Annotated in this window: 16 protein-coding genes and 1 riboswitch; of the genes, 8 read left to right on the top strand and 8 right to left on the bottom strand. The window is 35.3% G+C overall.

Annotation, left to right across the window (positions count from 1 at the left end):
* Positions 1 to 30: 30 nt before the first annotated feature.
* Positions 31 to 136, top strand: a riboswitch (SAM riboswitch).
* Between the two features lie 64 nt (positions 137 to 200).
* From mtnW to B5P42_RS23845, 5 genes are all read left to right on the top strand, one after another.
* A complete protein-coding gene (mtnW, locus tag B5P42_RS23865) occupies positions 201 to 1,445 on the top strand; it encodes a 2,3-diketo-5-methylthiopentyl-1-phosphate enolase (protein ID WP_113735421.1) in 1,245 nt (414 codons plus the stop codon).
* Complete coding sequence (locus B5P42_RS23860) at positions 1,442 to 2,101, top strand: 2-hydroxy-3-keto-5-methylthiopentenyl-1-phosphate phosphatase (protein ID WP_002128925.1); 660 nt, start codon at positions 1,442 to 1,444, stop codon at positions 2,099 to 2,101. Before mtnW ends, B5P42_RS23860 begins: the two co-directional genes overlap by 4 nt.
* Positions 2,098 to 2,736 carry a methylthioribulose 1-phosphate dehydratase gene (locus B5P42_RS23855; protein WP_002128926.1) on the top strand — a complete coding sequence of 213 codons (639 nt, stop codon included), beginning with the start codon at positions 2,098 to 2,100 and terminating at the stop codon, positions 2,734 to 2,736. The genes B5P42_RS23860 and B5P42_RS23855 overlap by 4 nt, the downstream gene beginning before the upstream one ends.
* A complete protein-coding gene (locus B5P42_RS23850; protein WP_002111583.1) occupies positions 2,714 to 3,226 on the top strand; it encodes a 1,2-dihydroxy-3-keto-5-methylthiopentene dioxygenase in 513 nt (170 codons plus the stop codon). Before B5P42_RS23855 ends, B5P42_RS23850 begins: the two co-directional genes overlap by 23 nt.
* 319 nt (positions 3,227 to 3,545) lie before the next feature.
* Complete coding sequence (locus tag B5P42_RS23845; RefSeq protein ID WP_002033923.1) at positions 3,546 to 3,821, top strand: hypothetical protein; 276 nt, start codon at positions 3,546 to 3,548, stop codon at positions 3,819 to 3,821.
* A 111-nt stretch (positions 3,822 to 3,932) separates the two neighbouring features.
* On the opposite strand, the gene B5P42_RS23840 is transcribed toward B5P42_RS23845, so the two are convergent.
* From B5P42_RS23840 to B5P42_RS23825, 4 genes are all read right to left on the bottom strand, one after another.
* The gene (locus B5P42_RS23840; RefSeq protein ID WP_002014892.1) at positions 3,933 to 4,265 is read right to left on the bottom strand and encodes a DUF3909 family protein; all 333 of its coding nucleotides are present in this window, start codon (positions 4,263 to 4,265) and stop codon (positions 3,933 to 3,935) included.
* Between the two features lie 5 nt (positions 4,266 to 4,270).
* A complete protein-coding gene (locus tag B5P42_RS23835) occupies positions 4,271 to 5,149 on the bottom strand; it encodes an NAD(P)-dependent oxidoreductase (RefSeq protein WP_044442761.1) in 879 nt (292 codons plus the stop codon).
* Between the two features lie 4 nt (positions 5,150 to 5,153).
* Positions 5,154 to 6,284, bottom strand: a complete 1,131-nt coding sequence (locus B5P42_RS23830) for a serine hydrolase domain-containing protein (protein WP_002088417.1) — start codon at positions 6,282 to 6,284, stop codon at positions 5,154 to 5,156.
* 149 nt (positions 6,285 to 6,433) lie between these two features.
* The gene (locus tag B5P42_RS23825; RefSeq protein WP_113735420.1) at positions 6,434 to 7,726 is read right to left on the bottom strand and encodes a GGDEF domain-containing protein; all 1,293 of its coding nucleotides are present in this window, start codon (positions 7,724 to 7,726) and stop codon (positions 6,434 to 6,436) included.
* 309 nt (positions 7,727 to 8,035) lie between these two features.
* Between B5P42_RS23825 and B5P42_RS23820 the strand changes: the two genes are divergently transcribed.
* The 3 genes from B5P42_RS23820 (at position 8,036) to B5P42_RS23810 (ending at position 9,677) form a co-directional block, all read left to right on the top strand.
* Positions 8,036 to 8,653, top strand: coding sequence for a nitroreductase family protein (locus B5P42_RS23820; protein WP_002033918.1), 618 nt, complete (start codon positions 8,036 to 8,038; stop codon positions 8,651 to 8,653).
* 234 nt (positions 8,654 to 8,887) lie between these two features.
* On the top strand, positions 8,888 to 9,106 hold the full coding sequence (locus tag B5P42_RS23815) for a hypothetical protein (RefSeq protein WP_002088422.1): 219 nt from the start codon (positions 8,888 to 8,890) through the stop codon (positions 9,104 to 9,106).
* A 196-nt stretch (positions 9,107 to 9,302) separates the two neighbouring features.
* Entirely contained in the window at positions 9,303 to 9,677 is a 375-nt protein-coding gene (locus B5P42_RS23810) for a DUF3915 domain-containing protein (protein ID WP_113735419.1), read from the top strand.
* Positions 9,678 to 9,773: 96 nt separating this feature from the next.
* Here the strand turns inward: B5P42_RS23810 and ptsP are convergent, their stop codons facing one another.
* The 4 genes from ptsP to glcT all read right to left on the bottom strand — a co-directional run bounded on the left by ptsP (position 9,774) and on the right by glcT (position 15,136).
* Entirely contained in the window at positions 9,774 to 11,486 is a 1,713-nt protein-coding gene (gene ptsP, locus B5P42_RS23805) for a phosphoenolpyruvate--protein phosphotransferase (protein WP_113735418.1), read from the bottom strand.
* A complete protein-coding gene (gene ptsH, locus B5P42_RS23800; protein ID WP_002033915.1) occupies positions 11,486 to 11,749 on the bottom strand; it encodes a phosphocarrier protein HPr in 264 nt (87 codons plus the stop codon). The genes ptsP and ptsH overlap by 1 nt, the downstream gene beginning before the upstream one ends.
* A gap of 135 nt (positions 11,750 to 11,884) precedes the next feature.
* A complete protein-coding gene (ptsG, locus tag B5P42_RS23795; RefSeq protein ID WP_002014901.1) occupies positions 11,885 to 13,948 on the bottom strand; it encodes a PTS glucose transporter subunit IIABC in 2,064 nt (687 codons plus the stop codon).
* A gap of 339 nt (positions 13,949 to 14,287) precedes the next feature.
* Positions 14,288 to 15,136 carry a glucose PTS transporter transcription antiterminator GlcT gene (gene glcT, locus B5P42_RS23790; RefSeq protein WP_113735417.1) on the bottom strand — a complete coding sequence of 283 codons (849 nt, stop codon included), beginning with the start codon at positions 15,134 to 15,136 and terminating at the stop codon, positions 14,288 to 14,290.
* Positions 15,137 to 15,222 lie beyond the last annotated feature (86 nt).

Raw genomic sequence — 15,222 nt, 5'->3', positions numbered from 1 at the left:
TATCTTAAAAATTTAAACATTTCTAAATACTTCTTATCAAGAGCAGGTGGAGGGACGAGCCCGACGAAACCCGGCAACCGATCTACAATTGTAGACACGGTGCTAATTCTCGCAGCGTTACGCTGACAGATAAGGAGCTGGTTGTAAAAAAACCTCTCCTTAGCTGAGAGGTTTTTTTATTTAACTAGGAGGTTATAACAATGAGCGGAATTATAGCGACATATTTAATCCACGATGATTCTCACAACTTAGAAAAGAAAGCAGAACAAATTGCAATCGGTTTAACAATTGGTTCATGGACTCATTTACCACACTTATTACAAGAACAATTAAAACAACATAAAGGCAATGTCATTCATATTGAAGCGTTAGACGAACAAGAACATATTAACTCTTACCTTGGCAAAAAAGTATCACGTGGACTCATTAAAATTCATTATCCATCGCTGAACTTTAGCCCTGACTTACCAGCCATTTTGACAACAACATTTGGAAAACTTTCGTTAGATGGAGAAATTAAACTAATTGATTTAACATTCTCAGACGAATTAAAGAAACAGTTCCCTGGACCAAAATTTGGAATTGAAGGCATCCGAAACCTTTTACAAGTTCAAGATCGACCTCTTCTAATGAGTATTTTCAAAGGGATGATAGGACGGAATATTGGATATTTAAAAACTCAACTACGCGATCAGGCAATTGGAGGCGTAGATATTGTAAAAGATGATGAAATTTCATTCGAAAACTCATTAACACCACTTATAAAAAGAATTGAATCTGGGAAAGAAGTTTTACAATCTGTATACGAAACTTACGGGCATAAAACTTTATACGCAGTAAATTTAACAGGTCGAACTTATGATTTAAAAGAAAACGCGAAACGTGCGGTGGTAGCTGGAGCAGACATTCTTTTATTTAATGTATTTTCTTATGGATTAGATGTACTGCAAGCACTTGTAGAAGACGATGAAATTCCAATTCCTATTATGGCACACCCTGCTGTAAGTGGCGCATATTCATCATCGAAACTATACGGTTTCTCTTCTCCATTACTACTTGGAAAATTACTACGTTACGCTGGTGCTGATTTTTCTTTATTCCCATCACCATACGGCAACGTTGCATTAGAAAAAGAGGAAGCTCTTCTCATTACAGAAGCATTAACTGAGGAAGACCACTATTTCAAGAAAAGTTTTTCTGTTCCATCTGCTGGAATTCATCCTGGTTTCGTTCCCTTTATTTTACGAGATTTTGGTAAGGATGTTGTTATTAATGCCGGCGGCGGGATTCATGGGCATCCAAATGGAGCTCAAGGTGGTGGCAAAGCTTTCCGTGCTGCAATTGAAGCTACTTTACAAGGTAAACCACTCCATGAAGTGGATGAAATAAATTTGCATAGCGCACTACAAATATGGGGAAATCCTTCTCATGAGGTGAAATTATGAGTATTCAAGTATTTTGTGATTTCGATGGTACGATTACAAATAACGATAATATCATGTCCATTATGGAAAAATTCGCACCACCAGAAGCAGAGGAAATAAAGCAAAAAATTTTATCGCAAGAACTTTCTATTCAAGAAGGTGTTTCTCAATTATTTCGATTAATACCTATTAATCTACACGATGATATTATTCAGTTTTTACAAGAAACTGCTGAAATCCGTACAGGTTTTCATGAATTCATACAATTCATTAATGAAAATAACATTTCCTTTTACGTTATATCAGGTGGAATGGATTTCTTCGTCTATCCACTCTTACAAGAAATAATCCCTAAAGAACAAATTTATTGTAATGCAACTGACTTTTCAGGAGAATTTGTTGAAGTGAAATGGCCGCACCCTTGTGACGAGCAATGTCAGCATAGTTGTGGTCTCTGTAAATCATCATTAATTCGTAAACTAAGCTCTAAAGATGATTTTCATATTGTGATTGGAGATTCTATTACTGATTTACAAGCAACAAAACAAGCAGATAAAGTATTCGCCCGTGACTTCCTTATTACAAAGTGTGAAGAAAATCGTATTGCTTATACACCGTTTGAAACATTTCACGATGTTCTAGCTGAACTAAAACATTTGTTGGAGGTGAAATTATGAAACAACTTTTTCGTCAATGGTATGACTTAAGTGAAATTAAAAAAGAATTAACAACTCGGAATTGGTTTCCAGCAACGAGTGGAAATATTTCTATAAAAGTCAGTCATGATCCCCTTACTTTTCTTATTACAGCAAGTGGCAAAGATAAAACAAAAACCACTCCAGATGATTTTTTATTAGTAAATCATCAAGGAGTTCCCGTTTTAGAAACTGAGTTACGCCCTTCGGCAGAAACAATATTGCATACACATATTTATAACAATACGAACGCCGGGTGCGTACTTCATGTTCATACAACTGATAACAATGTCATCACAAATTTGTATAGTGATGCAGTCACCCTTCAAAATCAAGAGATTATTAAAGCTCTTGATATTTGGGAAGAAGGTGCAACGATTAACATTCCTATTATCGAAAATGATGCTCATATCCCGACGCTTGGAGAGAAATTCCGAAAGCATATACAAGGAGATTCAGGAGCAGTATTAATTCGAAACCATGGCATTACCGTATGGGGCCGTGATAGCTTTGATGCAAAAAAAAGATTAGAAGCTTATGAGTTTTTATTCCAATTTCATATAAAATTATTATCAATTCAAGGAGGCGTTTCTAATGGCGCAAATTCGTATTCATGAGGAAAATACTCGTATTGAAAATGAAGTAGAAGTATCAAACTTTCTACAAGGAGAAGATGTTTTATATGAGAAATGGAATATTTCTAAACTTCCTACTCATTTAAAAGAAAATTACTCCTTAACAGATGAAAACAAAGCTGAAATATTAACGTTGTTTTCAAAAGAAATTGCTGATGTTTCAGAGCGCAGAGGTTATAAAGCATATGATGTGATTTCACTTTCAAATAGCACACCTAACCTTGACGAGTTATTAATTAATTTCCAAAAAGAACACCATCATACTGACGATGAAGTTCGCTTTATTGTCAGCGGTCATGGCATCTTCGCTATTGAAGGAAAAGATGGTCGATTCTTTGACGTTGAACTCGAGCCTGGTGATCTTATATCTGTGCCTGAAAATGCAAGACACTATTTCACCTTACAAGATGATCGCCAAGTTGTAGCTATTCGTATTTTTGTTACAACAGAAGGTTGGGTTCCAATTTATTAAGGTAGCTAGTTGAATAAAAGAACTTGGAACCCCTTTTCCAACCTTTTATTCACTCTACATATATACATCCTCCTATGGAACAGGCTTATTTCATAACATTGAAGTAAGCCTGATTTTTTATTTACTAAAATGATTTGTCCCTTTCGTTTGTTCAAATCAAATATCTCGAATCACAATTCCACTTTATCAAGTACATTCCGGAATATATTTTGAACATTTATTGAACTTTTTTTGAATTTTTTCTGAAAATTCTGTTTTACGTATGATATACTACAAATAATAAGAAGGAACAGAATATTGCAAACAGAGGGGGATAATCATGAGTTTACTTATCGCACTTATACTAGGAGTTACATGCGGAGCTATTCCTGTCATTTTAGGAGCTATTATGGAAGAATTAGAAGTTGGTGTTTTAGGTTTTGCTGCATCATGTGTAAGCGCTTTATTTTTCGGTTTATATGGTGCTATTCCTGTTTCTATTCTGTGCGCATTTTATATACTACGCCATGCTCGCGCAAAACAGCTCGGCCCTAATCACATTGCCCAAGTTATTCCATTCCCAATTGAACGATGCCGCCGCGCTTCCAGCCTATAAAGTGAAACTTTAATCAGTGGGAGTTTTACTGCCCACAAATAGCGGGATAAATTATCCAACTTAAATATTATGCCTGCCTAAATAAATAAAAAGTCCTCAAATGAGGACTTTTTATTTATTTTCTTCTAGAAATTGAAACAATTCTTGCAAATGAAGTGCATCTTCACTGTAGCTAACGGATACATGACATGTCCCTTCAATCTCAGCATGCATATAAAGGACAATTCCATCCCGATCATATTTCAATGCCAAATAAAACTCCATTTCCTCTAACATCTTTTTCGAGCTTCGGATAACATAATGCCCTTTCTCATCTCTTCCATATTCAAAATCTGGTCCAAAATCGTATTTTTGTTTAAAAGCTTCTTTTTGCTTATCATTAATCTGTACACAAGTTGCTCGCTGCACAGCATCAATCATCTCGTCAAACTTTTGGAGATCCATTCCATTTACCCCCTTATATACTTTTTGTATAATACTTGTGTTCCGCTATTCTCTTTTCCATCTGCGATTAGCTCTTCATACAATTCCTTCGCTAGGGTTAAACCCGGTACTGGTAATTGTAATTTTTCAGCTTCATCTAAAGCAATCTTCATATCTTTCATAAAATGCTTTACATAAAAGCCAGGTTCAAAATCTCCTTTTAACATTCGAGGAGCTAAATTACTTAATGACCAGCTACCTGCTGCTCCTGTCGAAATACTCTCTAATACTTTATCTGCATTAAGTCCAGCCTTTTTCGCATATGCTACCGCTTCACATACGCCTATCATGTTAGAAGCAATTGCTATTTGATTGCACATTTTTGTATGTTGTCCACTCCCAGCAGGGCCTTGCAACTGAATATTTGTTCCTAGTTTTTCAAATAGAGGTAAGCAAATATCATATATTCTGTGCTCTCCACCAACCATAATTGCTAGTCTTGCTTCTTTAGCCCCAATGTCCCCGCCAGATACTGGTGCATCTAATGTATATATATTCTTGCTTTTCGCAACTTCATTAATACGTTTTGCCAATGTTGGTGTAGATGTTGTAAAGTCAATTGCTATCGTACCTTCATTTGCATGTTCTAAAATTCCATCAATCCCAAAGTACACTTCCTCTACATCATGAGGATAACCAACCATCGTCATAACAACATCAACTTGCTTTACTAACGCTTTCGGTGTATCACACCAAGTCGCACCCTCTTGCACTAAAGAAGCTGCCTTCGCTTTCGTTCTATTATATACATATACTTTATGACCGCCTTGCATTAAATGATGTACCATACTTTTTCCCATTACACCAATACCGATGAAACCTATTGATAAATTTTTATTCTCCATCTTCTCATCCCCTTTGTTCTAATAAATCATTTACCATCTTCCGAAATTCCTTATTAAAATCATCATCCAAACTATTCTTCACATTTGAGAATAAAATAACAAACGTTCCTTTTTCTTTATTGAAATTATTAAACGTATTCCAACCAGATAATACACCATGGTTATGGAAAAAATCAGGATATATGTAAAAGCTAAATGCATATTTCCTCTCTGCTGAAGGTGTAAACATCGCTTGTATACTTTGTTCAGAAAGAAGCTTCCCATTTATAATCGCTTCATCTAATTTTTTCATATCCCCTACTGTCGTATACATCTCACCCGATCCATATAACCAGTCCATTCCTAATTTTTGTGCTGGTACAAGATCTTGGTCTTTCTTCACATAACCCTTCGTGAAGTTTTTATCTCCAGGTACCATATTTCCCATACCCGATTCATGCATCTCTGCTTTTGTAAATATATTCTCCTTTATGTAATCTCCTAAAGGCTTTTTCGATATACTTTCTATAATAAAAGCAAGCACCATATAATTATAATCTGTATACCTCCAACCTGTTCCTGGAGGAAATTCTACATTTTGACGTCCAATCCAATTAATTAACTGTAAACGGGAGGCTGCATTCACATTTCCTTTGGCATGTTCAGGCAAACCCGAGGTATGTGTTAATAAATGATATAACGTGATATTTTTATCTGCTGGAAATGAAGGAATGTATTTATTTACATTATCTTGGATATTTAACTTCCCTTGTTCTTGTAACTGTAGAATGGATGTAGCAACAACTGTTTTCGTAATAGAACCGATACGATATTTTGTTTGAGGCGTATTTTCTATTTTATTTTGAACATCAGCATATCCATATCCTTTATTCAATATAACATGCTCTTTATCTGTCACCAAAACTGTCCCATTAAATTGCTTTCCTACTAAATACTGATCTAACTTTTGAGATATACTAGCATAATCAATTTTTTGTACTTCTTCTATATTATCCTGTACCTCTGACTCAATAGCAGGGGTTACCTTTGTTGTTAATACTGCTTGTTCCTTTGGATCGGGACTATAGAGAAAATAGTATACTCCGCCACAAACTACAGCAGACAGTGAAGCCATAACCATTATTTTTTTTATCATATTGTTCCTCCGTAATTACTTCATGTGAACTACCCACCACTTAGTCTCTCTTGCGAGCTTACTTGAAGTGGGAGCTTCTCGGTTAAAATGGTCCCCCATATTCTATTATCAAGTAATAAAAAAAAATCGCAACAATTTGTTGCGAAAAATCACATTTTTTCTTTTCTATATATACATACTTGATTTTTCCCATTTTTTTTCGCTTCATATAACGCAATATCCGCTCTTTGCATTAACTCTTCTCTTGTAATCCCTTGCTCATATAACGCAACTCCAAAACTCGCTGTTAATTTCGAAATTCCAGAGAAATGCTTTGTTTCAATGAAAAATCGCAATGATTCCGCAACTTGAAACGCTTCTTTTTCTACCGTATTTGTCACTAATATTATAAATTCCTCTCCTCCCCATCTTGCAAATACATGTTGATCTTCAACTTTAGATTTCATAAGATCTGCAAGTTGTACTAATGCTAAATCGCCAAAATCATGACCATATGTGTCATTTACTGATTTAAAATTATCTATATCAAACAAAATAAGTGCAACTTTTTCATCATTACGTAATACATTCTCCCACTCTGTCTCCAATATTTGTTGGAATTTCAAGCGATTATATATTTCTGTCAATGAATCTATCATAGCCAATCTTTCTTGCTCTTGATAGATTTCATCTAATTCTGTAATCTCTGTGCATTTTACTATAAATCGCGATAAGTCTTCTGGTAATGGTGTCGCACGTAATAGAAAAGTAAATGCTTCTCCTTCATAATTGTACATTTTAATTCTTCTTCCATTTGATAAAGTATCATCCAGCCATGTTATATCGTGAGTCGTCGAATAATATCCGTTCTCTCTAATAAGATGTTCTGCAAACACTAAATGTTGTTCACGATACGTAAATAAATTATCATGTCCGAAGAATTGTAAAAAATTCGTATTACAATCAACAATCTCATCATCTTCTACTATAAATAATAAATCATTTTGAAAATCAAACATCGTTTGAAGCAATTCTTGTTGTAAACCTACTTGCCGCACTAAAGAAAGTTGATATAAACTCTTATTCACTTCCTCTAGTACCACTTGTGGAGTTACTGGTGCTATAACAATATTACGTATTCCTAACAGTAGTAAATCTGCAAACTGATTGTCTATCTGTTGATCCCAAATGATAATGAATGTGCTCTGTGAATTATATATATTCTTTATATATTTTATTTGAGCAAAATCTGTTACATACATAATTACAATATGTGGTCTAGTTCTATGAAACAATATTTCTCCTTCTTCAAAACTATTTGCTATAAACATACATTTTGGATGGACGTTTTCTATCGTTTGTTGATGTGTACATCCATCTTCTATATAAAGGACATCCAACTGAAGATCTTGTAATACATTTTGGAAAACAGTATTCTCTAATAAAAAATGTAGTATGTTCATCACTAGTCTTCACTCACTTCATATATCTTGTTTTACTGAATTCCTCACAATCATTTTATAAAGAATTGTGAGGAACTCATATTAACAAGCTAATTGAGAATGTTATCTTCGCTTATCTGCTCTGGAAATTCCTTTTTAGTGTATGATTATATGAATTGTATCGTTTGTATGAATGCCCTGCCTTACTATTTAAAACTTGACAATTAAAATAAAGGTATTATATTCTTAAATTCAATAACTTACAAAATGTAAGTAGAGTATATTACATTTATTTCATATTAAGTTGATATGTAATTTGGAGGATATATAATGACAAACAACGACTTTTTTAACGTTTTATATGAACGCACATCTACACGTGCATTCAACCCTGAAAAAGAAATTTCATCTACAGAGTTACATGAAATTTTAAAAGCAGCTGCGCAAGCACCTTCTGCTTGGAACTTGCAACACTGGAAATTCCTTGTTTTCCAAGGCGAAGATGTACAAAAACGATTACACCCAATTGCTTATAACCAACAACAAATTCTTGATGCTTCTGCCGTAGTCGCTATTTTAGGTGATTTAGAGGCATATAAAAATGTTGAACCTGTTTACGGTCCAATTGTAGAACAAGGATTTATGAAAGCAGACGCAAAAGAGCGCTTAGCTAAAAATATTGAATCTGCATATACTCGTGAGCAATACCCACGAGATGCTGCCTTTTCAAATGCTGCTTTAGCAGCAATGCAACTTATGCTTGCTGCTAAAGCAACTGGCTGGGATACTTGCGCAATTGGTGGTTTCAACCCACAAGCACTAATGGAAGAATTTAATGTTTCATCTCGTTACGTACCAATTATGCTTATTACAATTGGTGAATCAACTTTAAAAGGTCACCCTGCACCGCGCATGAGCGTAGAACAAGTAAGTGAATGGGCGAAATAATAAAAACGAAGGTAATTTCATTACCTTCGTTTTTTTATATTCTGTCACACATCCGTAATATTACAATGTATTATTCGACATCTATACATAGAGAAATTGTAATTTTTACGCTATCACCATAAACAAATATGGCGTTTTGTGTCGAAATTTGTTAAAGCATTGAAATATAACCGTGTATTTTTGTTACAATTGTGATAAAATGATAACAAATAGATAACAAGAGAGGGATTTTCATTGAGTTCATACGGAAGCTTTATCGCACTTTTGAGTTACATAGTAACTGTACTACTGCTATATTTTATTGGCGATGCTGCAAACATATCAGTGTTACAATTCCCTAAAGAAGAAGCGTTACAATTAGAAGCAGAAAAACATACTGCACGATCCATTGCACCACTACTCTTAGCTCTTCCTGTATATATCATCGTTTTATATAAAAGTAAAAAAGTGTAAAGGCTACCTATTCCATTCATTTCGGTGGTCTTTACATTTTTTTGTGACATTTCCCCTATTTTAAACATCATTCCATACTAAATACCCATCTAGTCATTTAAAATGAGAAAATCCCCTAGAAAAATTTCCATTATCTGTCCAGTCACTAACTACCGAACTTACATAGATTATAAGTGTGAAGGGGGTGATGAGGATTATGTTTGGATCATTTGGATGCTGTGATAACTTTAGAGACTGTCATCATCGTGAAAGAGAGTGTGACCATCGCGACCATCGCGAGAAAGAGAAAGAGAGAGAAGAAGTTAGACCACAACGACCTGCTGTATGTAACGTACTTGCTAGCATTTCAGTTGGAACAGAGCTTTCTCTTTTAAGCATTAGAGGTAACGGAACATTCAATAATGTAATTTTTGAAGGTTTCGCTAACGGTGTTGCTCTTTTCTCTGCTTTAGCTCGTAATGACAAAGACAACAAAGATAACAATAAAGACGATAAGAACAATCAAAATCGAAATACTTTTACTGGCATTTTACGTGTTTGCCCAACTGATATCGTTGCAATCGCTATCTAATTCTGTTCTTTATCCTCAATAGCCGCAAAATAAGATATACTTTTCTCATAGAAAAAACCTGAGACCGATTTCAAATCGACTCAGGTTTTTTTACTATTATATGCTTTTAACTAATTCAACAACTTCTTCAGCAGTTGACATTGTTAATGCTTTTTCTGCTAATGTTTCCATTTCTGCTTTTGACAACTTGCTTAGTTGTGTTCTTGCAGGAAGAATAGATGTTGCACTCATACTGAACTCATCTAAACCTAAGCCTAATAATAATGGGATAGCAAGTGCATCTCCCGCCATCTCACCACACATACCAGCCCATTTGCCTTCTTTATGAGCAGCATCGATAACCATTTTTACAAGACGTAAAATAGATGGGTTATATGGTTGGTATAAGTAAGCTACACGTTCGTTCATACGGTCTGCAGCCATTGTGTATTGGATTAAGTCATTTGTTCCGATAGAGAAGAAATCAACTTCTTTTGCGAACTGATCTGCTAATACTGCTGAAGCTGGAATTTCAACCATCATACCAACTTCAATAGAATCAGAAACCGTTGTACCCGCTTGAACAAGTCTTTCTTTCTCTTCTAATAAGATTGCTTTCGCTTGACGGAACTCATCAAGAGTTGCAATCATTGGGAACATAATTTTTAAGTTACCGTATACGCTAGCACGAAGTAATGCACGAAGTTGTGTACGGAACACATCTTGCTCATCAAGACATAAGCGAATTGCACGGTATCCTAAGAACGGGTTCATTTCTTTTGGTAAATGTAAGTATGGAAGTTCTTTATCTCCACCGATATCAAGTGTACGAACAACGACAGGTTGATCTTCTTTTACACCTTCAAGAACTGCTTTATACGCTTCGAACTGCTCTTCTTCTGTTGGAAGATTGTCACGGCCCATGTATAAGAATTCTGTACGGTATAAACCAACGCCTTCTCCGCCATTATCGATAATACCTTGTACATCATTTGGTGTTCCGATATTAGCAACAAGCTCAACGTGATGTCCATCACTTGTTACAGTTGCTTGGTCTTTTAATTTTGCCCATACAGCTTTTTGCTCTTCAAATTTAGCTTTCTTTTCTTCAAAAGAACGAAGAGTTTCTTCAGATGGGTTTACAATTACTTCTCCATCTAAACCGTCAATGATTACGATATCGCCGTTTTGGATTTTCTCCATAACAACCTTCGTACCAACAACAGCTGGAATTTCCATAGAACGAGCCATAATTGCAGAGTGAGATGTACGTCCACCGATATCAGTTGTGAAACCTTTTGCATACTTACGGTTTAACTGAGCTGTATCAGATGGTGTTAAATCTTCAGCAATGATGATTACTTCTTCAGAAATTGTACCAGGGTTTGAGAAGTTAATTCCTAGTAAATGTGCAAGCACACGTTTTGTTACGTCGCGAATATCCGCAGCACGTTCTTTCATGTATTCGTTATCCATGTTTTCAAACATAGAAATAAACATTGATGCAACTTCATCCATTGCAAATTCAGCATTTACTTTTTCGCCATTTACTTTATCTTTTACTGGATTTACTAATTCTGGATCATTTAATACTAATAAATGTGCTTCAAAGATAGCAGCTTTATCAGCACCTAGCTCAGCAAAAGCATGGTCCTTAATAGCTTCTAGTTCAGATTTTGCTTTCTCAAGCGCAGCGTCTAAGCGTGCAATTTCAGCAGCTTCGTCTGTAATTGATTTCTTTTCAATGTTAAATTCAGGATTCTCAAGTCTGAAAGCCTTTGCAATAGCAATCCCACTTGATGCAGCGATCCCTTGAATGTTAAGAGTCATTATTCTCCTAATCCTTCGTTTTTCATAGTTTCTTCGATAGCTGCTAGTGCTTGAGCTGCATCATCACCATTTGCAGTGACCTTAATTTCCGCGCCTTGTTGAATTCCTAAAGACATAACACCCATGATTGATTTTAAGTTAACGTTTTTTCCGTTATACTCTAAGTTGATGTCAGAACCAAATTTGCTTGCAGTGTTTACAAGTAGAGTTGCTGGACGAGCATGAATTCCTGAGTCGCTAGTTACTTTAAAGATTTTTTCCATGATAATTTATCTCCTTCAAATACAGTATTTTTTTAGTTGTATAGACGTGAGTACTACATCATCTATTGTATATAATAGGCGATGTTCGGTCAACCACATCGCCTATTATAATTATAAACATTTTGCGTCAAATTCCTACTGAATGTCAATAATAGCGTTTTCGCCCTTCTTAACATTTCCATCTTTTTTCAATTCGACTTGTTGCCCTTGTTGTAAATTCGTAAAGACGATTGGTGTAATAATAGATGGTGCATTTTCTTTTACAAATGCAAGATCTACTTTTAATAATGGTTGTCCTTGCTTCACTTTATCACCTTGTGCTACAAGCGCTTCAAAGCCTTCACCATTTAATTTTACAGTATCAATACCGAAGTGGATTAAAATTTCTTTTCCGCCTTCAGACTGAATACCAATCGCATGTTTTGTAGGGAATACATTTACAATCTCACCATTAACCGGAGAAACTACTGTTCCTTCTGTTGGCTCAATCGCAAATCCATCTCCCATCATTTTCCCTGAGAATACTTGGTCAGGTACTTCTGTAATCGGTAAGATTTTCCCTTCAATTGGTGAAACGATTGTTTCATTTTCATCAACCTGTTGAGGAGCTTCTTCCACTTTTACAGGCGCTTCTTTTTCAACATGAGGTGTACGACCTGACATAATATCATGAATTTGTGATTTTAATGTGTCAGATTTCGGTCCGAAAATAGCTTGAATGTTATTTCCAACTTCAAGTACACCGGCTGCTCCAAGCTCTTTTAAGCGGTCTTTATTTACATTTTTTTGTTCGTTAACTTGAACGCGTAAACGAGTAATACAAGCATCTAACGAAGCAATATTTTCTTTACCACCAAGTGCTACTAATACTTCACGTGGAAGTTCTCCTGCTTCTGTTTTCCCTGCGCCTTCATTAGCATTCGCTACTTCACGACCAGGTGTTTTTAAGTTCCATTTACGGATTGCGAAACGGAATCCGAAGTAGTAAATAACTGCTAGTACAAGACCAACAATAATTACCCACCACCATGCCGTACGACCTGGTAGTACACCGAATAATATGAAGTCAATTAAACCACCAGAGAATGTCATACCAATTTTAACACCTAAAATTTGCATTGTCATAAATGATAGACCAGCGAATACTGCATGAATTCCGAATAATACTGGTGCTACGAATAAGAATGAAAATTCAAGCGGTTCTGTAATACCTGTTAAGAAAGATGTTAATGCAGCAGATCCTAAAATACCAGCTGCTAATTTTTTATTTTCCGGACGTGCTTCATGGTACATTGCTAAAGCTGCTGCTGGAAGACCGAACATCATGAACGGATACTTACCAGTTGTAAATGTACCTGCTGTTAATTCTACGCCGTCTTTTAACTGTGCCATAAAGATTTTTTGGTCACCACGGATTAATTCGCCAGCTGCATTTGTATACTGACCGAATTCGAACCAGAACGGTGAATAGAAAATATGATGTAATCCAAATGGAATTAATGAACGTTCGATTAAACCGAATATAAATGCTGCTATCGTTCTATTTGCATCAATCATTTGATGTGAGAACGTATTTAAGCCACCCTGAATGTATGGCCAAATGAAGCACATGATAATACCTACCACTAAAGAGAATGTTGCAGTTGCGATTGGTACGAAACGCTTACCTGCAAAGAAACCTAAGTATGATGGTAATTCAATGTTGAAGTATTTATTATAACAATATGCCGCTACTATCCCGACGATAATACCACCAAACACTCCTGTTTGCAGCGTTGGAATTCCTAATACGTTTGCATATGCTGGATCTGAAAATCCAATTTTCACTGGATCTGTTCCAGTGCTTGTTACTTTCACTAGTTTATCTACTTCTAAGAACACACTCATCGTTTTGTTCATAATTAAGTATCCGACGAACGCTGCTAAACCAGCTACTCCGTCTCCACCAGCTAAACCGATCGCTACCCCAACTGCGAATAATAGCGCAAGGTTAGCGAAAATAATATCACCAGATTGTTCCATAATTTTTGCAACCATTACGAACCAATCTGCTTTTAAAGCAGGGATAACATTTGTTAGTTGTGGATTTTGAAATGCATTACCAAATCCAAGTAAAATACCTGCTGCCGGTAAAATCGCTACTGGAAGCATAAGCGCTTTTCCGACTTTTTGAAGAACACCAAAGATCTTCTTAAACATGGAAACCCTTCCTCTCTTATCTATATTGATACTTTTCGACAAACGCCAAAAAGGCATGAGGAAAAAAAGATAGAACGATAGCTATACAAAGGGTAGTATGTCCCTTTCTTTAGCTTACATTCCCAACTTTTCTCCACTCATGCCTGATCGAATCAGTAACACGTGTCAAAAATAGGATTACGTATAAGTTCACTATAATTAAAGCAAACGTTTTCGTTATTTACCTTAATGTGTTTGTCGAATTTTGTATAACTTTGCAATAGTTATTATACATAACTATTGTAAGCGATTCAATCATTTTTTTTAACGTTTTCATTTTAGACAAAAATATATGTCTTTTTACACATGTTCTGCTTTCACTAATCGTTGTAAATGCATCGTTAAATAAATGCTCTCCGCTTCATAAACAGGAAGTTGTAATTCGTTCTGCATTACTTTGACTAGCTTCCACGCCAAATTGTAACAAACTGGATATTCTAATTTTAATAAATCAGCAAAACTTTGTGCTTCTTCTACTTTTTCTCCTTTTTTCACCCGTTCAATAGCATATTGTAAATGGCGAATAAGGCGTAAATAATGAATGCTTTCTTGGTCTAATGTAATTTGTAGGTTTGTCTCAATTAAAGACACAAGTTGTGCAATAAGACGAGAATTTTGATTAACAGAAGATAAATCAGAGTTTGTAAGCGAGCTATAAATATGGAGTGCGATAAAGCCTACTTCTCCTTCTGGCAATGTAATTTGCAAACGAGAATTTAAAAGTTTCACAACTCCTTCAGCAATTTCATATTCCTCTGGATATAGCATTTTCGTTTCAACTAAAAAAGGATTATCTATTGTAAGTCCTTGTTTCAGCCTTTTAATTGCAAAAGAAATATGATCTGTTAAAGCGATATGAATATGTTCATTTAATGGAGACTCCGCTTTTTCTTGAATGTATAACATAATATCATTCATCAATTCAATTAGCTTTTCACTCACATGCGGCACTAAAAGTTTGTATTGTTCTCGATCACGTTCATTTTTTAAAACAAACATTTTCTCAATTTGTTCTTGCTCCAACACATCTTCAACCTTTTTTCCAAATCCAATTCCTTTACCGATCACTACTACTTCCTCGTGTTCAGGATGGCTAGCAATGATGACATTATTATTTAAAACTTTTTTAATTTCTAGATAATTACTCATATAACACCACCCTCGTACTTAAATAGCCTACTTTTATGTTACAGAACATTCTTCTTTGTCGTCAATGTAAAACATCTACCATTTGA

The sequence above is a fragment of the Bacillus sp. SRB_331 genome, from assembly GCF_003264175.1.
Lineage (GTDB): Bacteria > Bacillota > Bacilli > Bacillales > Bacillaceae_G > Bacillus_A > Bacillus_A mycoides.
Note: the sequence above shows the minus strand (reverse complement) of the source record. Positions and strands in the feature narration are given on the sequence as shown.

Excerpts from the sequence above, each read along its gene's own strand:
- mtnW (WP_113735421.1), top strand. The coding sequence starts at position 201 with ATGAGCGGAATTATAGCGACATATTTAATCCACGATGATTCTCACAAC.
- B5P42_RS23860 (WP_002128925.1), top strand. The coding sequence starts at position 1,442 with ATGAGTATTCAAGTATTTTGTGATTTCGATGGTACGATTACAAATAAC.
- B5P42_RS23855 (WP_002128926.1), top strand. The coding sequence starts at position 2,098 with ATGAAACAACTTTTTCGTCAATGGTATGACTTAAGTGAAATTAAAAAA.
- B5P42_RS23850 (WP_002111583.1), top strand. The coding sequence starts at position 2,714 with ATGGCGCAAATTCGTATTCATGAGGAAAATACTCGTATTGAAAATGAA.
- B5P42_RS23845 (WP_002033923.1), top strand. The coding sequence starts at position 3,546 with ATGAGTTTACTTATCGCACTTATACTAGGAGTTACATGCGGAGCTATT.
- B5P42_RS23840 (WP_002014892.1), bottom strand. The coding sequence starts at position 4,265 with ATGGATCTCCAAAAGTTTGACGAGATGATTGATGCTGTGCAGCGAGCA.
- B5P42_RS23835 (WP_044442761.1), bottom strand. The coding sequence starts at position 5,149 with ATGGAGAATAAAAATTTATCAATAGGTTTCATCGGTATTGGTGTAATG.
- B5P42_RS23830 (WP_002088417.1), bottom strand. The coding sequence starts at position 6,284 with ATGATAAAAAAAATAATGGTTATGGCTTCACTGTCTGCTGTAGTTTGT.
- B5P42_RS23825 (WP_113735420.1), bottom strand. The coding sequence starts at position 7,726 with ATGAACATACTACATTTTTTATTAGAGAATACTGTTTTCCAAAATGTA.
- B5P42_RS23820 (WP_002033918.1), top strand. The coding sequence starts at position 8,036 with ATGACAAACAACGACTTTTTTAACGTTTTATATGAACGCACATCTACA.
- B5P42_RS23810 (WP_113735419.1), top strand. The coding sequence starts at position 9,303 with ATGTTTGGATCATTTGGATGCTGTGATAACTTTAGAGACTGTCATCAT.
- ptsP (WP_113735418.1), bottom strand. The coding sequence starts at position 11,486 with ATGACTCTTAACATTCAAGGGATCGCTGCATCAAGTGGGATTGCTATT.
- ptsH (WP_002033915.1), bottom strand. The coding sequence starts at position 11,749 with ATGGAAAAAATCTTTAAAGTAACTAGCGACTCAGGAATTCATGCTCGT.
- ptsG (WP_002014901.1), bottom strand. The coding sequence starts at position 13,948 with ATGTTTAAGAAGATCTTTGGTGTTCTTCAAAAAGTCGGAAAAGCGCTT.
- glcT (WP_113735417.1), bottom strand. The coding sequence starts at position 15,136 with ATGAGTAATTATCTAGAAATTAAAAAAGTTTTAAATAATAATGTCATC.